Annotated in this window: 16 protein-coding genes; 6 read left to right on the top strand and 10 right to left on the bottom strand. The window is 59.2% G+C overall.

Going from position 1 to position 15,021, the window contains the following annotated elements; genetic code table 11:
- Position 1 precedes the first annotated feature (1 nt).
- Positions 2 to 424 (bottom strand): hypothetical protein, encoded by a 423-nt coding sequence (locus DY250_RS01410; protein WP_115610589.1) that lies wholly within the window; start codon positions 422 to 424, stop codon positions 2 to 4.
- A 116-nt stretch (positions 425 to 540) separates the two neighbouring features.
- Here DY250_RS01410 and DY250_RS01405 point away from each other — a divergent pair, with 116 nt between their 5' ends.
- Together DY250_RS01405 and DY250_RS01400 are read left to right on the top strand one after the other, a co-directional pair.
- Complete coding sequence (locus tag DY250_RS01405) at positions 541 to 1,866, top strand: deoxyguanosinetriphosphate triphosphohydrolase (protein WP_115610588.1); 1,326 nt, start codon at positions 541 to 543, stop codon at positions 1,864 to 1,866.
- 8 nt (positions 1,867 to 1,874) lie between these two features.
- Positions 1,875 to 2,600 (top strand): tRNA threonylcarbamoyladenosine dehydratase, encoded by a 726-nt coding sequence (locus DY250_RS01400; protein WP_115610587.1) that lies wholly within the window; start codon positions 1,875 to 1,877, stop codon positions 2,598 to 2,600.
- Positions 2,601 to 2,722: 122 nt separating this feature from the next.
- On the opposite strand, the gene DY250_RS01395 is transcribed toward DY250_RS01400, so the two are convergent.
- The 3 genes from DY250_RS01395 to dapA all read right to left on the bottom strand — a co-directional run bounded on the left by DY250_RS01395 (position 2,723) and on the right by dapA (position 6,270).
- Positions 2,723 to 3,691: a porin gene (locus tag DY250_RS01395; protein ID WP_115610586.1), complete on the bottom strand. Its 969-nt coding sequence runs from the start codon at positions 3,689 to 3,691 to the stop codon at positions 2,723 to 2,725.
- Positions 3,692 to 4,208: 517 nt separating this feature from the next.
- Positions 4,209 to 5,369, bottom strand: a complete 1,161-nt coding sequence (gene bamC, locus DY250_RS01390) for an outer membrane protein assembly factor BamC (RefSeq protein WP_172542132.1) — start codon at positions 5,367 to 5,369, stop codon at positions 4,209 to 4,211.
- Positions 5,370 to 5,394: 25 nt separating this feature from the next.
- Positions 5,395 to 6,270 (bottom strand): 4-hydroxy-tetrahydrodipicolinate synthase, encoded by an 876-nt coding sequence (gene dapA / locus DY250_RS01385; RefSeq protein WP_115610585.1) that lies wholly within the window; start codon positions 6,268 to 6,270, stop codon positions 5,395 to 5,397.
- A gap of 91 nt (positions 6,271 to 6,361) precedes the next feature.
- Here dapA and DY250_RS01380 point away from each other — a divergent pair, with 91 nt between their 5' ends.
- Positions 6,362 to 6,817, top strand: coding sequence for a peroxiredoxin (locus DY250_RS01380; RefSeq protein ID WP_115610584.1), 456 nt, complete (start codon positions 6,362 to 6,364; stop codon positions 6,815 to 6,817).
- A 51-nt stretch (positions 6,818 to 6,868) separates the two neighbouring features.
- On the opposite strand, the gene DY250_RS01375 is transcribed toward DY250_RS01380, so the two are convergent.
- The 4 genes from DY250_RS01375 to dusA all read right to left on the bottom strand — a co-directional run bounded on the left by DY250_RS01375 (position 6,869) and on the right by dusA (position 10,110).
- On the bottom strand, positions 6,869 to 7,465 hold the full coding sequence (locus DY250_RS01375) for a glutathione S-transferase N-terminal domain-containing protein (RefSeq protein ID WP_115610583.1): 597 nt from the start codon (positions 7,463 to 7,465) through the stop codon (positions 6,869 to 6,871).
- Between the two features lie 20 nt (positions 7,466 to 7,485).
- Positions 7,486 to 8,097 (bottom strand): glutathione S-transferase N-terminal domain-containing protein, encoded by a 612-nt coding sequence (locus DY250_RS01370; RefSeq protein ID WP_115610582.1) that lies wholly within the window; start codon positions 8,095 to 8,097, stop codon positions 7,486 to 7,488.
- 138 nt (positions 8,098 to 8,235) lie between these two features.
- Positions 8,236 to 9,081 (bottom strand): AraC family transcriptional regulator, encoded by an 846-nt coding sequence (locus tag DY250_RS01365; RefSeq protein ID WP_115610581.1) that lies wholly within the window; start codon positions 9,079 to 9,081, stop codon positions 8,236 to 8,238.
- A gap of 51 nt (positions 9,082 to 9,132) precedes the next feature.
- Positions 9,133 to 10,110, bottom strand: coding sequence for a tRNA dihydrouridine(20/20a) synthase DusA (gene dusA / locus DY250_RS01360; RefSeq protein WP_115612734.1), 978 nt, complete (start codon positions 10,108 to 10,110; stop codon positions 9,133 to 9,135).
- A 111-nt stretch (positions 10,111 to 10,221) separates the two neighbouring features.
- On the opposite strand from dusA, the gene folE2 reads away from it, so the two are divergent.
- Together folE2 and trmB are read left to right on the top strand one after the other, a co-directional pair.
- Positions 10,222 to 11,016 carry a GTP cyclohydrolase FolE2 gene (gene folE2 / locus DY250_RS01355; protein WP_115610580.1) on the top strand — a complete coding sequence of 265 codons (795 nt, stop codon included), beginning with the start codon at positions 10,222 to 10,224 and terminating at the stop codon, positions 11,014 to 11,016.
- Positions 11,013 to 11,687, top strand: coding sequence for a tRNA (guanosine(46)-N7)-methyltransferase TrmB (gene trmB / locus DY250_RS01350; protein ID WP_115610579.1), 675 nt, complete (start codon positions 11,013 to 11,015; stop codon positions 11,685 to 11,687). Before folE2 ends, trmB begins: the two co-directional genes overlap by 4 nt.
- A gap of 271 nt (positions 11,688 to 11,958) precedes the next feature.
- Here trmB and DY250_RS01345 read toward each other — a convergent pair whose 3' ends face one another.
- Together DY250_RS01345 and DY250_RS01340 are read right to left on the bottom strand one after the other, a co-directional pair.
- The gene (locus tag DY250_RS01345; protein WP_147293429.1) at positions 11,959 to 12,300 is read right to left on the bottom strand and encodes a hypothetical protein; all 342 of its coding nucleotides are present in this window, start codon (positions 12,298 to 12,300) and stop codon (positions 11,959 to 11,961) included.
- Positions 12,301 to 12,779: 479 nt separating this feature from the next.
- Positions 12,780 to 13,853 carry an AI-2E family transporter gene (locus tag DY250_RS01340; RefSeq protein WP_218565518.1) on the bottom strand — a complete coding sequence of 358 codons (1,074 nt, stop codon included), beginning with the start codon at positions 13,851 to 13,853 and terminating at the stop codon, positions 12,780 to 12,782.
- Between DY250_RS01340 and DY250_RS01335 the strand changes: the two genes are divergently transcribed.
- Complete coding sequence (locus DY250_RS01335; RefSeq protein ID WP_147293428.1) at positions 13,843 to 15,018, top strand: hypothetical protein; 1,176 nt, start codon at positions 13,843 to 13,845, stop codon at positions 15,016 to 15,018. The two genes, DY250_RS01340 and DY250_RS01335, sit on opposite strands and share 11 nt — an antisense overlap.
- Positions 15,019 to 15,021 lie beyond the last annotated feature (3 nt).

Below are 15,021 nucleotides of genomic sequence, written 5' to 3'. Positions count from 1 at the left end.
CTTAACGGGTAATCGTCACCGGATTCTGCCGCCACATTGCAATCAGGCAGGTGTGCACAGTAATCACCAGCTCCACCAGCGTGACCGCAATCATTACGCCGAGAAATGCGGTGAGAATCCAATATTGCTCCTCGCGAACCGGCAGCTGCATATAGCGCGGCAGTACCAGCCAGACAAATAGCGCTACCATCAGCAGTGTGTAAGCGGTGATATCGCCCATGATGTCGCCAAAGCACTGTTTAGGATGGTCATAGCCGGAAGACTTGTTCGCCGTCCACACCGACCAGCCGAGATACACTGCCGCCAGTGCGAGCAGGACAAACGCCAGCATCAAATCGGCGAGTCGCAGGAAAAAAGCGACACCGAAACCGGCGATAGTCAGGATGATGCCGAAGCGGAAACAGGATTGCAGGAACGTTTTCATAAAGACCTCATTTGGACAGGGAAAGCCGATTATAGCCGCGATGCGTGCAAAAACAGCCGCACCGCCGCTTGTGGGGGAAATGCTAAAATCCGGTCTTTCCCCCACTAACCGCCGCTATGAACTGGATTCAGCTCCTCTCTACTTACCGCATCGGCCAAGCTGCCTGCCCGGAACCTTCCGTCCGCTCCGATTTCCAGCGCGACGGCGACCGCCTCATTTTCTCTGCTGCTTTCCGCCGCATGAAAGACAAAACCCAGGTCTTCCCGCTGGAAAAAAACGACTACGTCCGCACCCGACTCACCCATTCGCTGGAAGTCTCCTGCGTCGGACGCAGTCTCGGCAGCAGCATCGGTACCCGCCTCGTCGCGGAAAATCCCGAACTTGCTGCGCACGGTATCCATGCCGCCGACATTGGCGACATCGTAGCTGCCGCCTGCTTGGCGCATGATATCGGCAACCCGCCCTTTGGCCACTTCGGCGAACAGGCGATGCGCGACTATTTCGCCAGCCCTGACGCTGCGAGTATTCTCGACCGCCTCGACAACGACGCGCAGCGCGCCGACCTGCTCAACATTGAAGGCAACGCACACGCCTTCCGCATCATGAACCGTCTCGAAAGCCCGGATAACCACGGCGGCCTGCGCCTCACTGCCGCCACCCTTGCTGCTGCCAGCAAATATCCGGCGACCGCCTACCGCAGTCCGTACAAGAAAAACGGCGTCTATCAGGATGACCTCACCGACTTCGCCTCCCTCTACACCACCCTCGGCATCCCGCCGCGCGGCGACAGCGGTCAGGCCTGGTACCGCCACCCGCTCTCCTATCTGATGGAAGCCGCTGACGACATCTGCTACCTCATCGTGGACATCGAAGACGCCTATCAAATCCGGCAAATTGACCACCGCCGCGCCCTCGAACTGCTCGCCGACCTCGCCGGCGACATGGTGGACGAACCGCGTTTCAACGGCATGGAAAGCAAAAGTGACCAGCTCGCGTACCTCCGTGCCAAAGCCATTGGCCGCCTGGTGCACGAAACCGTCGCCGTCTTCCAGGACAACGAAAACGCGCTGCTGGCGGGCAGTCGTGACGCGCCGCTTCTGAAAGACATTCCCTCCATCGAAAAACTGCGCGCCCTGCGCGACTATGCGGAAAAATACATCTATATCAGCCGCCCGGTCGTCGAAGTACAAATCGCCGGACACCGCGTGCTGACCGGCCTCATGGGCATCTACTGCCAGGCCATCGCCAACACCCATGGCCGTGACAACATCACCCGCGCCGACCAGATGCTACTGGCGCTACTGCCGGAACGTTTCCGTAAAAGCCGCGACAGCCTCTACCAAAAACTGCTCGGTGTTTGCGATTACATCGCCGGTATGACCGACAGCTACGCCGTTTCCCTCTACAAAAAACTGACCGGCATCAGTCTGCCGGTAAATTAAGGAATCCCATGACCACCCCCCACGCCCGCACTGAAATCCTCGTTGGTACGGATGGCATCCGCCGCCTGCACGGCAAAACCGTCCTCGTCGCCGGCCTCGGCGGTGTGGGCGGCTACTGCGCCGAAGCCGTCGCCCGTGCCGGCGTCGGCCACCTCATCCTGCTTGATCACGACGTCATCGCGCCCTCCAACCTCAACCGCCAGCTGCCCGCCCTGCACAGCACCCTCGGCCGCGCCAAGACCGCCGTCATGGCCGAACGCCTGCGTGACATCAACCCGGAACTGCGCATCACCATCGCAGAACGTTTCCTCCATCCCAGTCAGGGCGAAGCCTTCCTTGCGCCGTACGCGCTTGATTTCCTCGCCGACTGCATTGATTCCATCGGTTGCAAGGCGGCACTCGTCCATGCCGCACAACAGCGCGGCATCAACGTCATCTCGGCAATGGGCGCAGGCAACCGCCTCGACGTGCGCCACGTCCACATTCTGCCGCTCGCCGATACCGTCGGCTGCCCGCTGGCGCGGGAAATGCGCCGCATCCTGCGCGGGCGGGGCGGTAGCCTTGATTACCCCGTCATCTTCTCCGACGAAGTACCGCGCAAACCGCTGCCGCACCAGCCGGTGAGCGGCACACCGGGGCGTGCCCGCGCGGTTAACGGCACTATCTCCTACATGCCTGCGTTGTTCGGCATCATGATGGCGGGCTACATTATTGAGCGGCTGCTGGCGGAATAAAGCGACTGCCCTGCGGACACGACAAAAACTTGCCAGTCAATACCGGGCCCACCAAAAGCCGGCTGCCATAACAAAAAATGGGGCATATGCCCCATTTTTCGTCGCTGATCCCGATTTTTTTATTAAAAATCGTGATGCAGCATCAATTTCGTCACATAACCGTCATCACTACCGTGTTTACGGTAAAAACCTTTCAATTCCGAATACGTGCGCGGGCTGAAATAATAGCGGTAGCCCAAGTGGTAGAGACTCAAATCTTTTTGCTTGTCATAATCCAGCATTTCCCAACCGGCGCGTACTTTTTGTCGCCCGAAAGCATAATCGGCGGAAGCGGCAAAATATTCACCGAAACTGGCATGGTGGTGATAATCCAGCGCCAATGTTAGTGATTGCTCGCGGTCTTTGTTTTCATAAGGCGTATAACTGACAGAAGCGCCAATGAGTTCATTTGTTTTTCCGCCCAGTTTGGTTTCGATGGCATCCACACTGGTGCGCTGATAACCAACCCCAACATAGAAATTGCGCCCCTGATAACCAGCGGCGGCGTCATAGGCATTAAAGGCCCGCGTTTTACCATTGGCAATGACCTCATGACTGCCGTCCAGCACGCCGTCCAAGGAAATATGGAAACCGGAACCGGCAATATTGTCGAGATCGTAGCGGATCATCTTGCTCATGCGCTCAATACCCGGCGTCAATTCGTCGAATACTGCCTTACCGACGGTTGTTTTCCAGGAGGTTTTTTGCCGCCCCAGCGTCAATTTTCCGAAGCTGCCTTTCAAGCCGACATGCGCTTCGCGCACGCCGTTCAGCCCGCTGCTGCCGTCTTTCTCCTCATGGGAAAAATGGAAATTGAAAAAGGCCTGCAAGCCATTATTCAGCGCTTCCTCACCGCGAATACCTAGGCGGACGTGGTCGCTTAAATACTCGGCGCGCGTCTTGTCGTCCTTGTTGAGGTCGCCAACCTTTATTCCCTGCTCGATGGAGCCGTACAGCGTCGTGTTGGAAGCGCTGTCCAGCAATCTGTCGCTATCTGCAGCGATGGCCAGCACAGGTACCAGTGAAACGGCTAGACCGATATATTTACCCATGGTTATTTCCCTCTGTTTTTGTGGTGGAAGATAACGCAAGCATATCGGCATCTTTAACAAACGGCAATCAGAAATTAATATACCAAGGTTATAGTCATTAGATAACGCTATCAGGCGGTTTTTTCAGTTCTTTCTTTTCCGATAAAGACATGGCAAAAGACGTGCGCTTGCTATCGCAAAAAGGGTAGAAATCGCCATGGGATTTTGCCTTCTTCTTTGGCAACAAAAATGGCGATGAGGAATAGCCACTGCCATTTCTTGCGCTATCGCCCAATGTCTCCGCGTGCACGATAAAAATCCGTCAAAGTGGTGTAAATACTGGGTCTACCAAGCGGCGTCAATGCCGGGTCCGCCAAGTGATGTGCACTTGCCTGAAATACAAAAGCAGGCTGTCCCCGCTGGATGGACTGAAATCCATCCTAGGCGCGCCAAGCTGCGTGGTTGCAGGTTTTCCCCGCATCCATTCAGTAAAAAGCCCCTGGCGAGGGGCTTTTTTTTTTGGGGGCGGTGCGGGGCTTCACAGCGCACTTTGTACAGTTTCGAGCAGCGCTTTCGCTTCGTTTTCCGGCACGGGTTTGCCGTCAAGGGTTTGCACGACGGCGATGCTTTGGTTGCCCTGGTCGGCGAGGCGGATGCGGTAGCGTGGCGCGTTCGCTTTGTCTGCCTTTTTCTTGCCGCCCCACAGGCGCGACCAGAAGCCCTGTTTGTCCTGGCCTTCAGCGCTTTGCGGCTGGTATTGCACCTGGTAGGTGCCGCTGTTGTAGTCCTGTTTTTCCAGGGCGAAGCTGGCTTTATCAAGACCAATGCCGAGGATGCGCCAGGCTTGCGCGTAGCTGCCGGAGATGGCGAGAGCAGTTTGGCCGTCAGCGGTGGTCAGGGTGGCACGGGCGCTGGTGATATCGCCGCCGCCCGTTGCCGGGTTCTGCGCGATTTGTTGTTGACGACGCAATTCAGCCGAGACAAAGAGGGCAACGCGGCGCGTCATTTCCAGCTGCATTTCAGGGTTGTCGTTATCCGAGGTCTGCCAGCGGTAACCCTGTGCTTCTTTACCCTGGCGGTCGCGCACGGCTTTTTCTTCGGCCTGGCTGTACACGAGGGTGACGCTGGTGGTGTTATCGCTTTCGCGGGCGAAGCGGATGCGGTAGCGGTCGCGGGTGCCGCTGTCGTGGGTGAGGCTGATGATGCTGTTGAGCAGGCCGCTGAAACCGGTACGCGGCAGGTCGGACAGGTTCTCCAGCCAGTCGGTTTCCATCAGGCCGATAGCGGGTTCCTGAGTTTTAAGGCGGATGCCATTGTTCTCGAAGTATTTTTTGACGGCTGCCCAAACGGTTGAGGTATCGGCGGCGACACGGATGTAAGGCAGGGTGCCGGGCTGTTCGATGACTTGTACGCCGTAGAGTTGTGGCAGGACCTCAATGTAGCCGCGCTGGTTGCGCACGATGTTGTCTTCGTTGTAGGCCTGGTAACTGGCAACGGCGCCCGGGTTTAGTCCCGGTACGGTCATTTGGTCATCCACGGTGCTGCGGCTGAGGTCGGGCGGGATTTCCAGTGTACGGCTGACGTTGCTTTGCCGGTAGTCGGGGCGGCGATCGGGCAGTTTGTCGGTGAGATTGCCGGCGCTGGAGCATGCGACGAGGGCGAAGGCGGAGCCGAGAGTGATGAATATGTGGGTTTTCACGGGGTCCTCTTATGGATGGATCTTGTTATAGAAGGGCAGCGCGGCGCAGGGCGGCTTCGACGCGTTCCTGGACATCCGGCGCAAGCGGCACCAGCGGCAGGCGGATGCCGCCGTTGATTTTGCCGAGGCGGGTGAGCGCCCATTTCACCGGCAGCGGGTTGCATTCGTAGAACATCGCTTCGTGCAGGTCTTTCAGGCGGTCATTCAGCGCGTAGCAGCGTTCGTGTTCGCCGGCCAGCGCCGCAGCGGTCATGGCGTGCATCATGTCCGGAGCGAGGTTGGCAGTTACGGATACGACGCCGCTGACGAGACCATTGCACATCGCTTCTGCTGCGAGGTTGTCCTCACCACAGAGCAGGGTGAAATCTTGCGGGCAGACGGCGTGCAGTTCCTGCATGCGCTGCATGGTGCTCGCTTCTTTGATGCCGACGATGTTGTCGATAGCGGCAAGTTCACGGACGGTTTCTGGTAAGAGATCGCAGGAGGTACGGCCGGGGACGTTGTAAAGCAGATGTGGCATCGGCACCGCTTCGGCGATGGCCTTGAAATGGGCGTAGAGGCCGCGTTGCGGCGGTTTGTTGTAGTAGGGGACGACTTGCATGGTGGCGGCGCAGCCCGCTTCGTAGGCGGCAAGCGCGAGTTCGACAGCCTCGGCGGTGGCGTTACCGCCGGCGCCGGCGATGACGGGAATGCGTCCCGCCGCTTTTTCGACGGTATAGCGGATGACGGCTTTGTGTTCGGCGGGATTGAGGGTGGCGGATTCACCGGTGGTGCCGACGGCGACAATGGCATCGGTACCGCTTGCGACATGCCATTCGACCAGTTGGGAGAGCCGCGCCCAGTCAATGTTGCCGTTATCCAGCATCGGGGTGACCAGGGCGACAATGGAGCCTCTAAACATGGGGTTTCCTGCAGTAAATGAGGCGGTCATGGTATGCGCTTCACAGTGCTAAAATCAAGCGCACCACAGGCTATCCACAAAGGGTTAACGTATGAATATTCCGCAAGATTTCCACCTCGCCGCAAGCGGTGGCGAGGTTTTTTCCACAGCCTCTTTTCAGGGCCGCTGGACGGTGCTGTATTTCTATCCGAAAGACGCGACGCCGGGCTGTACCAGCGAGGCGCAGGACTTCCGCGATCACTACGATGCTTTCCGTGCGCTGGGCGCGGAGATCGTCGGCGTCTCGCGCGACAGTCTTGCTGCGCACGATAAGTTCCGCACGAAAGAGGCCTTGCCATTCCCGCTTGTCAGTGATCCCGACGAGGTGCTATGCCAAGCCTTCGACGTTATCAAGGAAAAGAAGAACTACGGCAAAACCTATATGGGCATTGAGCGCAGTACTTTTTTGCTGAACCCGCAGGGCGCCGTGGTACGCGAATGGCGCAAGGTGAAGGTGGCGGGACACGTGGCGGAGGTGTTGCAGGCGCTGCAAGAAGTAGCAGGGTAGAGATGCCGTGCATGAAAAAGCCGCTGTGAACAGCGGCTTTTTTGTGTCGCCTCAAAGGTCGGCGACGCGGGCGGGCAGTTTTTGCAGTTGTGCGGTGTCGGTTTTCTGCATGAAGTCGCGTTGCAGGAAGGTATCCACGGCGCGGCGGTTGTCCGGCGTGATGTGGGCATCGTAGATGTCGGGCAGGCGCATGCGGATGTAGTTCAGCGCCACGCCGAGGATGAGGTGCCCCCAGTCTTCGCTGGACGCATCAAGCTGCGGTGCGAGCGGCAGGGCGCGGGTAAGGGCGGCGCGGCTGCGCGCGATGTGCGGATGCGAGATGCTGCCCGGCGGCTGGTGCATGTTGAGGGCAAAGGCGCGCACAGTCTGGTTGATGGCGGCGATGCCCCAGCCGGCGCGGGCGCAGGTGCCGCCGCCGCGCAGGACACGGTCATCCAGGTACTGCATGATGATGAGGCTTTCGGTGATGAGGTGGCCGTCGTCGCAGTGTAGCGCCGGGATTTGGCTGAACGGGTTGACCGCGAGCAGTGCCGCCGGGTCTTCCCAGGGCAGGACGAATTGCAGTTGCAGGTCGTTTTTGCCGCTGCGCAGGGCCGCGATAAGGGCGAGGCGGGCGTAGGGCGAGGTGGTGCTGAGGTAGAGTTTCATCAGGTGTTTCCGGTAGGGGTTTATGACACTGCGCGGCGCAGTTCGCCAATGCTGGCAGGATGCTGCTCCAGTTGGGCAATGGCGACGGCGCGCACATCGGGGCGTTCGCAGTAGGCGGCAAACGCTTGCTGGTTGGCAGCGCCGAGATGGGCGCGGTAGAGGTCGCCGTGGCGCAGTTCGGCGTAGGAAAGCGCCATGCCGAGAACGTGGGTGGCGACTTCATTACTGGCCGGATCAAGCGGCGGGCAGTGGGCGAGGCCCCGCGCAACCGCATCACGGGCGCGCGCGATATGCGGGTGTGCCGGGGTGTTTTCCGGCTGGAAGCGGGCGAGTGAGTAGGCTTTTACGACCTGGTCAAGCAGTTCGTAGCCGTAGCCCGCCAGCGCCGCTTGCTGCGCACCCCGGAAGGGGTGGTCGAAGAGGTAGTCAAGGATGAGCGGGCTGTTGGTGATGATGGTGCCGTTGTCGGCAATGAGCGTCGGCACTTGCGAAAGCGGGTTGATGGCGGTGAGTTCGGCCGGGGTCGTCCACGGATCCACATAGGCGAGTTGCAGTTCGTCCATGCCGCGCGCGAGGGCGGCGAGCATGACCATGCGGGCGTAGGGGGAGGTGGTGCTGGTGTAGAGTTTCATGGGGGGTATCTCCGGATGGGTTTGACGGCATTGTATAGTCGTTCCAAATAGAACTGATACGGTGTTGGCTCAGTCCTGTTTGAAACGACTATTGCGCCTTGCCGCCGGTCGGAGCGGCAAGCGCTACTGTTCACGCCTTCACGCCAGCGGCACGCAGATGTTGACGCGGGTTTGAGCGGGGCTGGTGTCGCAGCATTGCATGTCAAGATATTCCAGTATCACGGGCGCGGCGGCGATGGTCAGGCCGTTGCGGCGAAACCAGTCGAGGAACCAGTCGGAAGCGGTATCAAGGTCGGCATAGGCACCGTAATGTTGCAACACGGCGTAGCGTCCGCCCGCAATCACACCGCTTTGCAGTGGTGGTACAGCGAGTTGCAGCAAGGGGAGGGACAGTGCGGCGTAGCGCATACCGGCTGTTTTGATATTGAACTTGGCCAGTTGCGGCAGATAGGCGGTGGTGTGCGGCGGATAGTGGATGGAAAAGGCGCGCGTGGTGCCGTCATCCTGCCAGCCACGCAGGCGCAGCAAGCTATTGAGATGCAGGAAGGCGTTGCCCAAGCGCTGGCTGTCTTGCTCGCGGTGTTCGATCATGACGACGGGGACAGGCGCGAGTTCCTCGATGTTGACAGCGTAATCCGGTGCTGGGCGGTGGCGGTAATCGAGCGGGCTGAGGCCGTAATCGCGGCGGAAAATGCGGGTGAAGGATTGGGCGTTACCGCGATAGCCGCAGGCGAGGGCAATATCGGCGATGCTTTTGTCGGTATGGCAGAGCAGCCAGGCGGCGCGGTGTAGACGCATCCATTTCAGGGTGTCGTGCAGGGTCTCACCCATCACGCTGTGATAGAGACGATGCCAGTGCCACGACGACATCCCCGCTGCGGCGGCGATGTGGTGCAGGTTGATGTCGCTGTTGTAATGGGTTTGCAGGTAGTGCAGGGCACGGGCGAAGTGCTGCTCGTAGCGGTCATGGCCTGGTGTCTTCATGCGGTAATCATAGCGGGAGGGCAAGCGGGATAAAACCCGGATTTGCGCCGCTTATCCCGCCATCCCCACGGCTGCCAGCGCGCGGTCAAACACCGCTATCCCCGCTTCCGCCGCGCGTGCTTCTTCGCTGAGGATGCGGCGGTATTGTTTTGCGCCGCGTACGCCGGGGAAAAGGCCGAGCAAGTGGCGCGTGTAGTGCGCGAGCATTTCGCCACGCCCCAATGCTTCAACCAGCAGGCTGCGAATGGCAGGCAGCACCTCGGCAAGGGTGCGGGCGGGAGCACCGTAGAGTTCGTCCACGGCCAGCAGCAGTTCAGGATTCTGATAGGCGGCGCGGCCCAGCATCACCCCGTCCACCGCCTGCAAATGGGCGCGGCATTCGGCGAGCGTGGTGATACCGCCGTTAATGATGATGGTCAGCTCCGGAAAGCGTCGCTTGACCTCATATACCAGCGGATAGTTGAGCGGCGGCACGTCGCGGTTGTCCTTCGGGCTGAGGCCCTGCAACCACGCTTTGCGCGCGTGGATGATGAAAACGCGGCAGGGGCTGCGCGCTGCCAGCGTCTCGACAAAAGCGAAGACGCTGCGTTCGTCCTGCTCGTCAATGGCGAGACGGTGCTTGACCGTGACCGGTACCGCGCCCGCCGCCGCTTGCATCACCGCTAGGCATTCGGCGACCAGCGGCGCGTCATTCATCAGGCAGGCGCCGATGCGGTTGTGCTGCACGCGGTCGCTGGGGCAGCCGACGTTCAGGTTGATTTCCTGATAGCCGTAGGGCAGCGCGATTTCACAAGCATGCGCCAGCGCTTCCGGCTCGCCGCCGCCGAGTTGCAGGGCGCAGGGGGCATCTGCCGCATGATGCAGGTGGCGCGGTACGTCGCCGAAGATCAGGGCGCCGCTCGTCACCATCTCGCTGTACAAAAAAGCGTGACGGGAAAAAAGACGGTGTAAGGCGCGGCATTCCGGCGTCGTCCAGTCGAGCATCGGCGCCACGCAGAAGCGGTGCGGGTTTGCGGGTTCAAGTTGCATATATTCAGGGGAAAAACGGAAAGGCATGCATATTGCGGGCGCGGCGGTGGCGCGGTCAAGCGCTGTGGATGCCGCTATAATGCGCGCTTTTTATCCACAATCGAAAACACCATGACCGATACGACTATCCCTGACGTGCAGGGAAAACCCGATACTCGCCACATCGCCATTACCCGCGTCGGCATCCGCGATATCCGCCTGCCGCTGCGTGTCATTAACAAAGACGGCAGCACCCAGGACACCGTCGCTACCGCTGAAATGACCGTCGCCCTGCCGCATCACCAGAAAGGCACGCACATGTCGCGCTTCATTCATCTGCTGAATGAAACCGCCGTCCTTGATCCCGCCACCTTCGCAGCGCTGCACACGGAAATGCTCGCCCGCCTCAAAGCCGAAGAAGGCAGCATCGAACTCACCTTCCCGTTTTTCATCAAAAAACAGGCGCCGGTCAGCAAGACTGAAAGCCTGCTCGATTACCGCGTACGCCTGCTTGCTGACGGTAACCGTGCGCACTGCGAAGTGCGCGTGGAAGTAACCGTTGCCGTTACCAGCCTCTGCCCCTGCTCGAAAGAAATCTCCCAATACGGCGCGCACAACCAGCGCTCGCACATCATCATCAATGCCGTGTACGACCCCGCTACGCCCTTTGCCATCGAAGAACTCATCCGCATCGGCGAAGAAGAAGGCTCCTGCGAAATCTGGGCGACCCTGAAACGGCCAGACGAAAAATACGTGACCGAACGCGCCTACGAAAACCCGAAATTCGTCGAAGACATCGTGCGCGACGTCGCCGCCCGCTTGAACGATGATGCGCGTATCCAGGCGTATCGCGTTTCCTCGGAAAACTTTGAGTCCATTCACAACCACTCCGCCTACGCGCAGATCACCTGCGACAAACGCGTATGACCATCCGCAGCTTCGTCCTGCGTCAAGGACGCATCACCAGCGGCCAGGAACGGGCGCTGGCCGAACACTGGCCGCGCTACGGGCTGGACGTGGATGAAAACTTGCGTGTGGACGCGGCAAGCCTCTTTGGCGACGCGCGCGAACTCATCCTCGAAATCGGCTTCGGCAACGGCGAGAGCTTCGTGCAAATGGCCGAGGCTGCGCCACAGCAGGGCTTTATCGGCATCGAAGTGCACCGCCCCGGCGTCGGTCATGCGCTGGTGCTGGCGGCCGCAGCGGGCATCGATAACCTGCGCGTCATCCGCCACGACGCCGTCGCCATCATCCGCGACCACGTCCCGGACGGCGCCCTCAACCGCGTGCAAATCTATTTCCCCGACCCCTGGCCGAAAGCGCGGCACCACAAGCGCCGTATCGTGCAGCGTGCCTTTACCGACCTCATCTGGCGCAAACTACGCGCGGGCGGCGAAATCCACTGCGCGACCGACTGGAAAAACTACGCCGAATGGATGCGCGACGTTTTCGCCGGCGATCCCAAATGGCAGAACCTCGGCGGTGCCGACGGCTTCGCCCCCTGCCCCGACTGGCGCCCGCAGACCAAATTCGAGCGGCGCGGCGAACGCCTCGGCCACAGCGTGTGGGATTTGCGTTATCGCAAGACAGAGACATAAAAAAGAACCCGCTACGGCGGGTTTCTTTATATCGCCCGACCGCCCGGCCCTTATCCCGCTTGACCATAGGTATCTACCCATTTCCACCCCGAACAACCCATGCGGCCCCCTTATCTCTTTCGGTGTCATAAACTCCAATAATTCCTGTGCTGACAACAGATTAAGCATCCCTCCCAGAAGCGCAGGGGCGGTAATCTCACGCCCCTTCTTCGTCTGTCGGCCCGATAGCCGCATCAGAAACTCACACAGCCGCTGCCCTGCTTCGCTCCGGTCACTTTGCAGCCGCCACACCTGCAGGCAGCTTTGCGCCACAATCAGCAACCGCTTGCAAATCCTTCCCCGTCTTCTGCTGCCAGCCCCCCACCCGGTAGCCTGCGCTCTTCAACAGTTTGCAGTCGCTCTCGATCCGCCAGCGGTAGTCGTCATACTGTGCCGCTTCCCGCGCCGTAATTTCCGCATTCGTCAGCAGTATCCACGGCGCCATCGTCTTCCCCGCCGTCTTCAACCGCACGCAGTTCATTTTTGCTTTCAGCGGGGTATGCCGTCCTTTGCCCCGCTTGGCGTTGGATTTCCACGTCAATACAACTTTCGTCCCCGCCACTTCCAGCGCCACCTGTTTGCCCGGTAATGCACGTTTTTGTAGAAACTGTAGTTGGGTTCCCGCTCAAGTTCTTGTGCTTTGTACGTTTTGCCGTCGCGTGTCACGCCGCAGTATCCGCACATCCGCACCTGGAATGGATGCCCCGCCGCGTTCCATTCGCACAGGTGGTAAACGCTATCGGCTTTGCGGTCAATAATTATGATAAGGCTCTGTTTTTCCGTGGGGTGATTTTGCGCGGTGATGTGTGCCATGCGAAGGGAACGCGCATACCGCCGAATGGTGTGCAGGGGTTGATGAGGTTTTTTACGTATCCTTGATAACTGCGGACAAGACGCTTGGTCGGTTTGGGGCAGTGCAGGTTCATTGTGTGTATGGTCGCTGGGTTTGAGTTGGGTAGATACCTATGGCCGCTTGGCGGCCCGGTACACGCTGTCGGTCACAAAAAAAACCTCCCCTGTGGGGAGGTTTTTTATGCAGCACAGAGCAGGCATTCAGAGCAGCCCCTGCCGTTTCAGCTCGTTCTTCAGGTAAGCGTAATACACCGGGGCGATGATGATGCCGCCGATGCCGAAGATACGCTCGCAGATGACCATCACCAGGAGCAGTTCCCAGGCGGTGGATTCGATTTCCGCGCCGATGATTTTGGCGTTGAGGAAGTATTCCAGCTTGTGGATGACGACGAGGAAAATGAGCGAGGCCAGCGCCACATAGAGCGAGACGCCGAGGCTCAAGATGATGATGACGGCGTTGGAGATGAGGTTGCCCACTACCGGAATCAGGCCGACGATAAAGGCGATCGCCAGCACGGTGAGGCGGAAAGGCAATTCAACGCCGAAGATCGGCAGCACCGCGTAGAGGTAGATGCCGGTGAGGGCGGTATCAATCAGCGAGATTTTGACCTGCGCGATGAAGACGCGCTCGAAGCTGCTCTGGAAGGTGATGACGCGGCGCAGCAGTTCGGCCTTGAAGACGGGTATAGTGCTGCGGTCGTGCCGTTTGTGCAGGCGGTGGAAACTGAGCATGGTGCCGATGAGGATGCCGATGAGGATGTGCACGAAGATGGTGAGGCTGTTGCGGCTGATGCGGGTCAGGGTGTCGCTGTATTCGCGGATGAGGCCGGATAAGGTCGTTTTGACTTCATCGAGGTTGTCGGGAAGGAGGTTCAGGATAAAGGCGGGCAGGTCTTTGCTGTTTTTGGTGTCTTCGAGAATCGCCGCCAGCTTGCCGAGCATCACCCCGATGCGTTCGCCGCTCAGCAGCTGAAAGGCGCTCAAAGCGAACAGGAAAATGCCAAGCAGCACCAGGCCGATGGTCATGGTGGAGGAGAAAAGGTTGATGTGGCGCATGCTGGCGAAGCGTTGCAGCACGGTGTGGCGCGGCAGCAAGCGGCGGCAGAGCCAGAGGATGAGGCCGTTGGTGCGGGTGATGAAGACGAAGGTGAGGATGATGGCGAGCAGGAGCGGCAGCAGGTGGTATTGCAGCACTGCCCACAGGGCGAGGGTCATCAGCAGGTAGGAAATGTTGCGGTAGAACGCGTTATCGGACGGAGGCAGGGTGTGGGGCATGGCGGTGGACACAGGCAGAAAAACGGCTCGGGATTATAGCGGTTCCGCCTGCCGCGCGGCTTGCCCTGCGTGCTACCATGCCGCCCCCACCCGCAAGGAAACTCCGATGACCGCACCTGTTCCCGGCGATATTTTTGCCGCTTATTCCCCTCTCGGTAATTGCTATACCGCCTATCAATTCATCCGCTATCAGGAAACGAAGGCCAATCAACTGGCCACGACGCATATCCTGCCTTTTATCGGTTTTTATGCCCGCCCGGAGGATATCGATATTCATCATTTGACGCTGCCGCAAAAGCACATGATGTATGTTGGCGGACAATCGCATCAGACGGCCTTTCATGCGATTGAATCTTTACATGGCTATATTCCGCAGGATCATATCCGCATCGGTCATTTGCCACTCTTTGCCGATACGGATCCGGTGATTTATGGCGGCAATATGAATGCCCCTGCCTTTATTCCCCAGGAGAAACGGGTGCCGCCTTATGACCGTCCCGTCGATAGCAGCGCCTGGCAGCACGATAGGGCGTTTGACATGGCTGCCTTTGTTGCCGCGCAGCCGCAGACGCGGGTATTGATCATGCGCAATGTCACGATTCTGCATTTCGAGAAAGTGACGCAATTAAGCCGATTGCGCGCCATTTCTTTTTTCGATGTGCGGATAGAAGCCGAAGCGATTCCGGATTTGTCGCTGTTGCCGGATTTGAATTTTGTCTGGATGGCGGGGGTACCGCATGGCATCGGCAGTGCCGTGAAAAAGCAATTGCAGGCGCTTGCCAAGCAACGACCGCAGCGTATTACCTATGAAATTACCAAGTTGCGCAAACCGGAATGGTATGCCGCCCATGCGGACAATCCGTTATTTGCCTTTGCCGAAGCGGAACATATTCCGCTGAAAGAGGCGAAAAAAGCCGTCAAGATTTATCAGGACACGCTCAAGCAGGCATTGGCTTTGCCCGCCGCCGCTTTGCAAGCCGGGCTGGAGCGGCTTGCCGCCGACTACGCCGCTGCTTTTAATCCGTTCGCCTGGATCGAAACGGAAGAACGCGAGTTGATCTGCGCCGCCTATTGGCAGATAGCCCGTCTCGCCGCTGGGAAACACGGCGCAGAGGCTGATCTGGAAGCGGTACAAGCGGCCATTGACCGCGTGCGCGACTGGTGAACT

This window comes from Cardiobacterium valvarum (assembly GCF_900460955.1).
Taxonomy (GTDB): domain Bacteria; phylum Pseudomonadota; class Gammaproteobacteria; order Cardiobacteriales; family Cardiobacteriaceae; genus Cardiobacterium; species Cardiobacterium valvarum.
The sequence above is the reverse complement of the archived record's forward strand: the minus strand, read 5'-3'. Positions and strand labels throughout refer to the sequence as shown.

Coding starts and splice junctions, on each gene's coding strand:
- DY250_RS01410 (WP_115610589.1), bottom strand. CDS start 424: ATGAAAACGTTCCTGCAATCCTGTTTCCGCTTCGGCATCATCCTGACT.
- DY250_RS01365 (WP_115610581.1), bottom strand. CDS start 9,081: ATGAAGACACCAGGCCATGACCGCTACGAGCAGCACTTCGCCCGTGCC.
- dapA (WP_115610585.1), bottom strand. CDS start 6,270: ATGTTTAGAGGCTCCATTGTCGCCCTGGTCACCCCGATGCTGGATAAC.
- trmB (WP_115610579.1), top strand. CDS start 11,013: ATGACCATCCGCAGCTTCGTCCTGCGTCAAGGACGCATCACCAGCGGC.
- DY250_RS01380 (WP_115610584.1), top strand. CDS start 6,362: ATGAATATTCCGCAAGATTTCCACCTCGCCGCAAGCGGTGGCGAGGTT.
- DY250_RS01400 (WP_115610587.1), top strand. CDS start 1,875: ATGACCACCCCCCACGCCCGCACTGAAATCCTCGTTGGTACGGATGGC.
- DY250_RS01395 (WP_115610586.1), bottom strand. CDS start 3,691: ATGGGTAAATATATCGGTCTAGCCGTTTCACTGGTACCTGTGCTGGCC.
- DY250_RS01340 (WP_218565518.1), bottom strand. CDS start 13,853: ATGCCCCACACCCTGCCTCCGTCCGATAACGCGTTCTACCGCAACATT.
- dusA (WP_115612734.1), bottom strand. CDS start 10,110: ATGCAACTTGAACCCGCAAACCCGCACCGCTTCTGCGTGGCGCCGATG.
- DY250_RS01405 (WP_115610588.1), top strand. CDS start 541: ATGAACTGGATTCAGCTCCTCTCTACTTACCGCATCGGCCAAGCTGCC.
- DY250_RS01375 (WP_115610583.1), bottom strand. CDS start 7,465: ATGAAACTCTACCTCAGCACCACCTCGCCCTACGCCCGCCTCGCCCTT.
- DY250_RS01370 (WP_115610582.1), bottom strand. CDS start 8,097: ATGAAACTCTACACCAGCACCACCTCCCCCTACGCCCGCATGGTCATG.
- folE2 (WP_115610580.1), top strand. CDS start 10,222: ATGACCGATACGACTATCCCTGACGTGCAGGGAAAACCCGATACTCGC.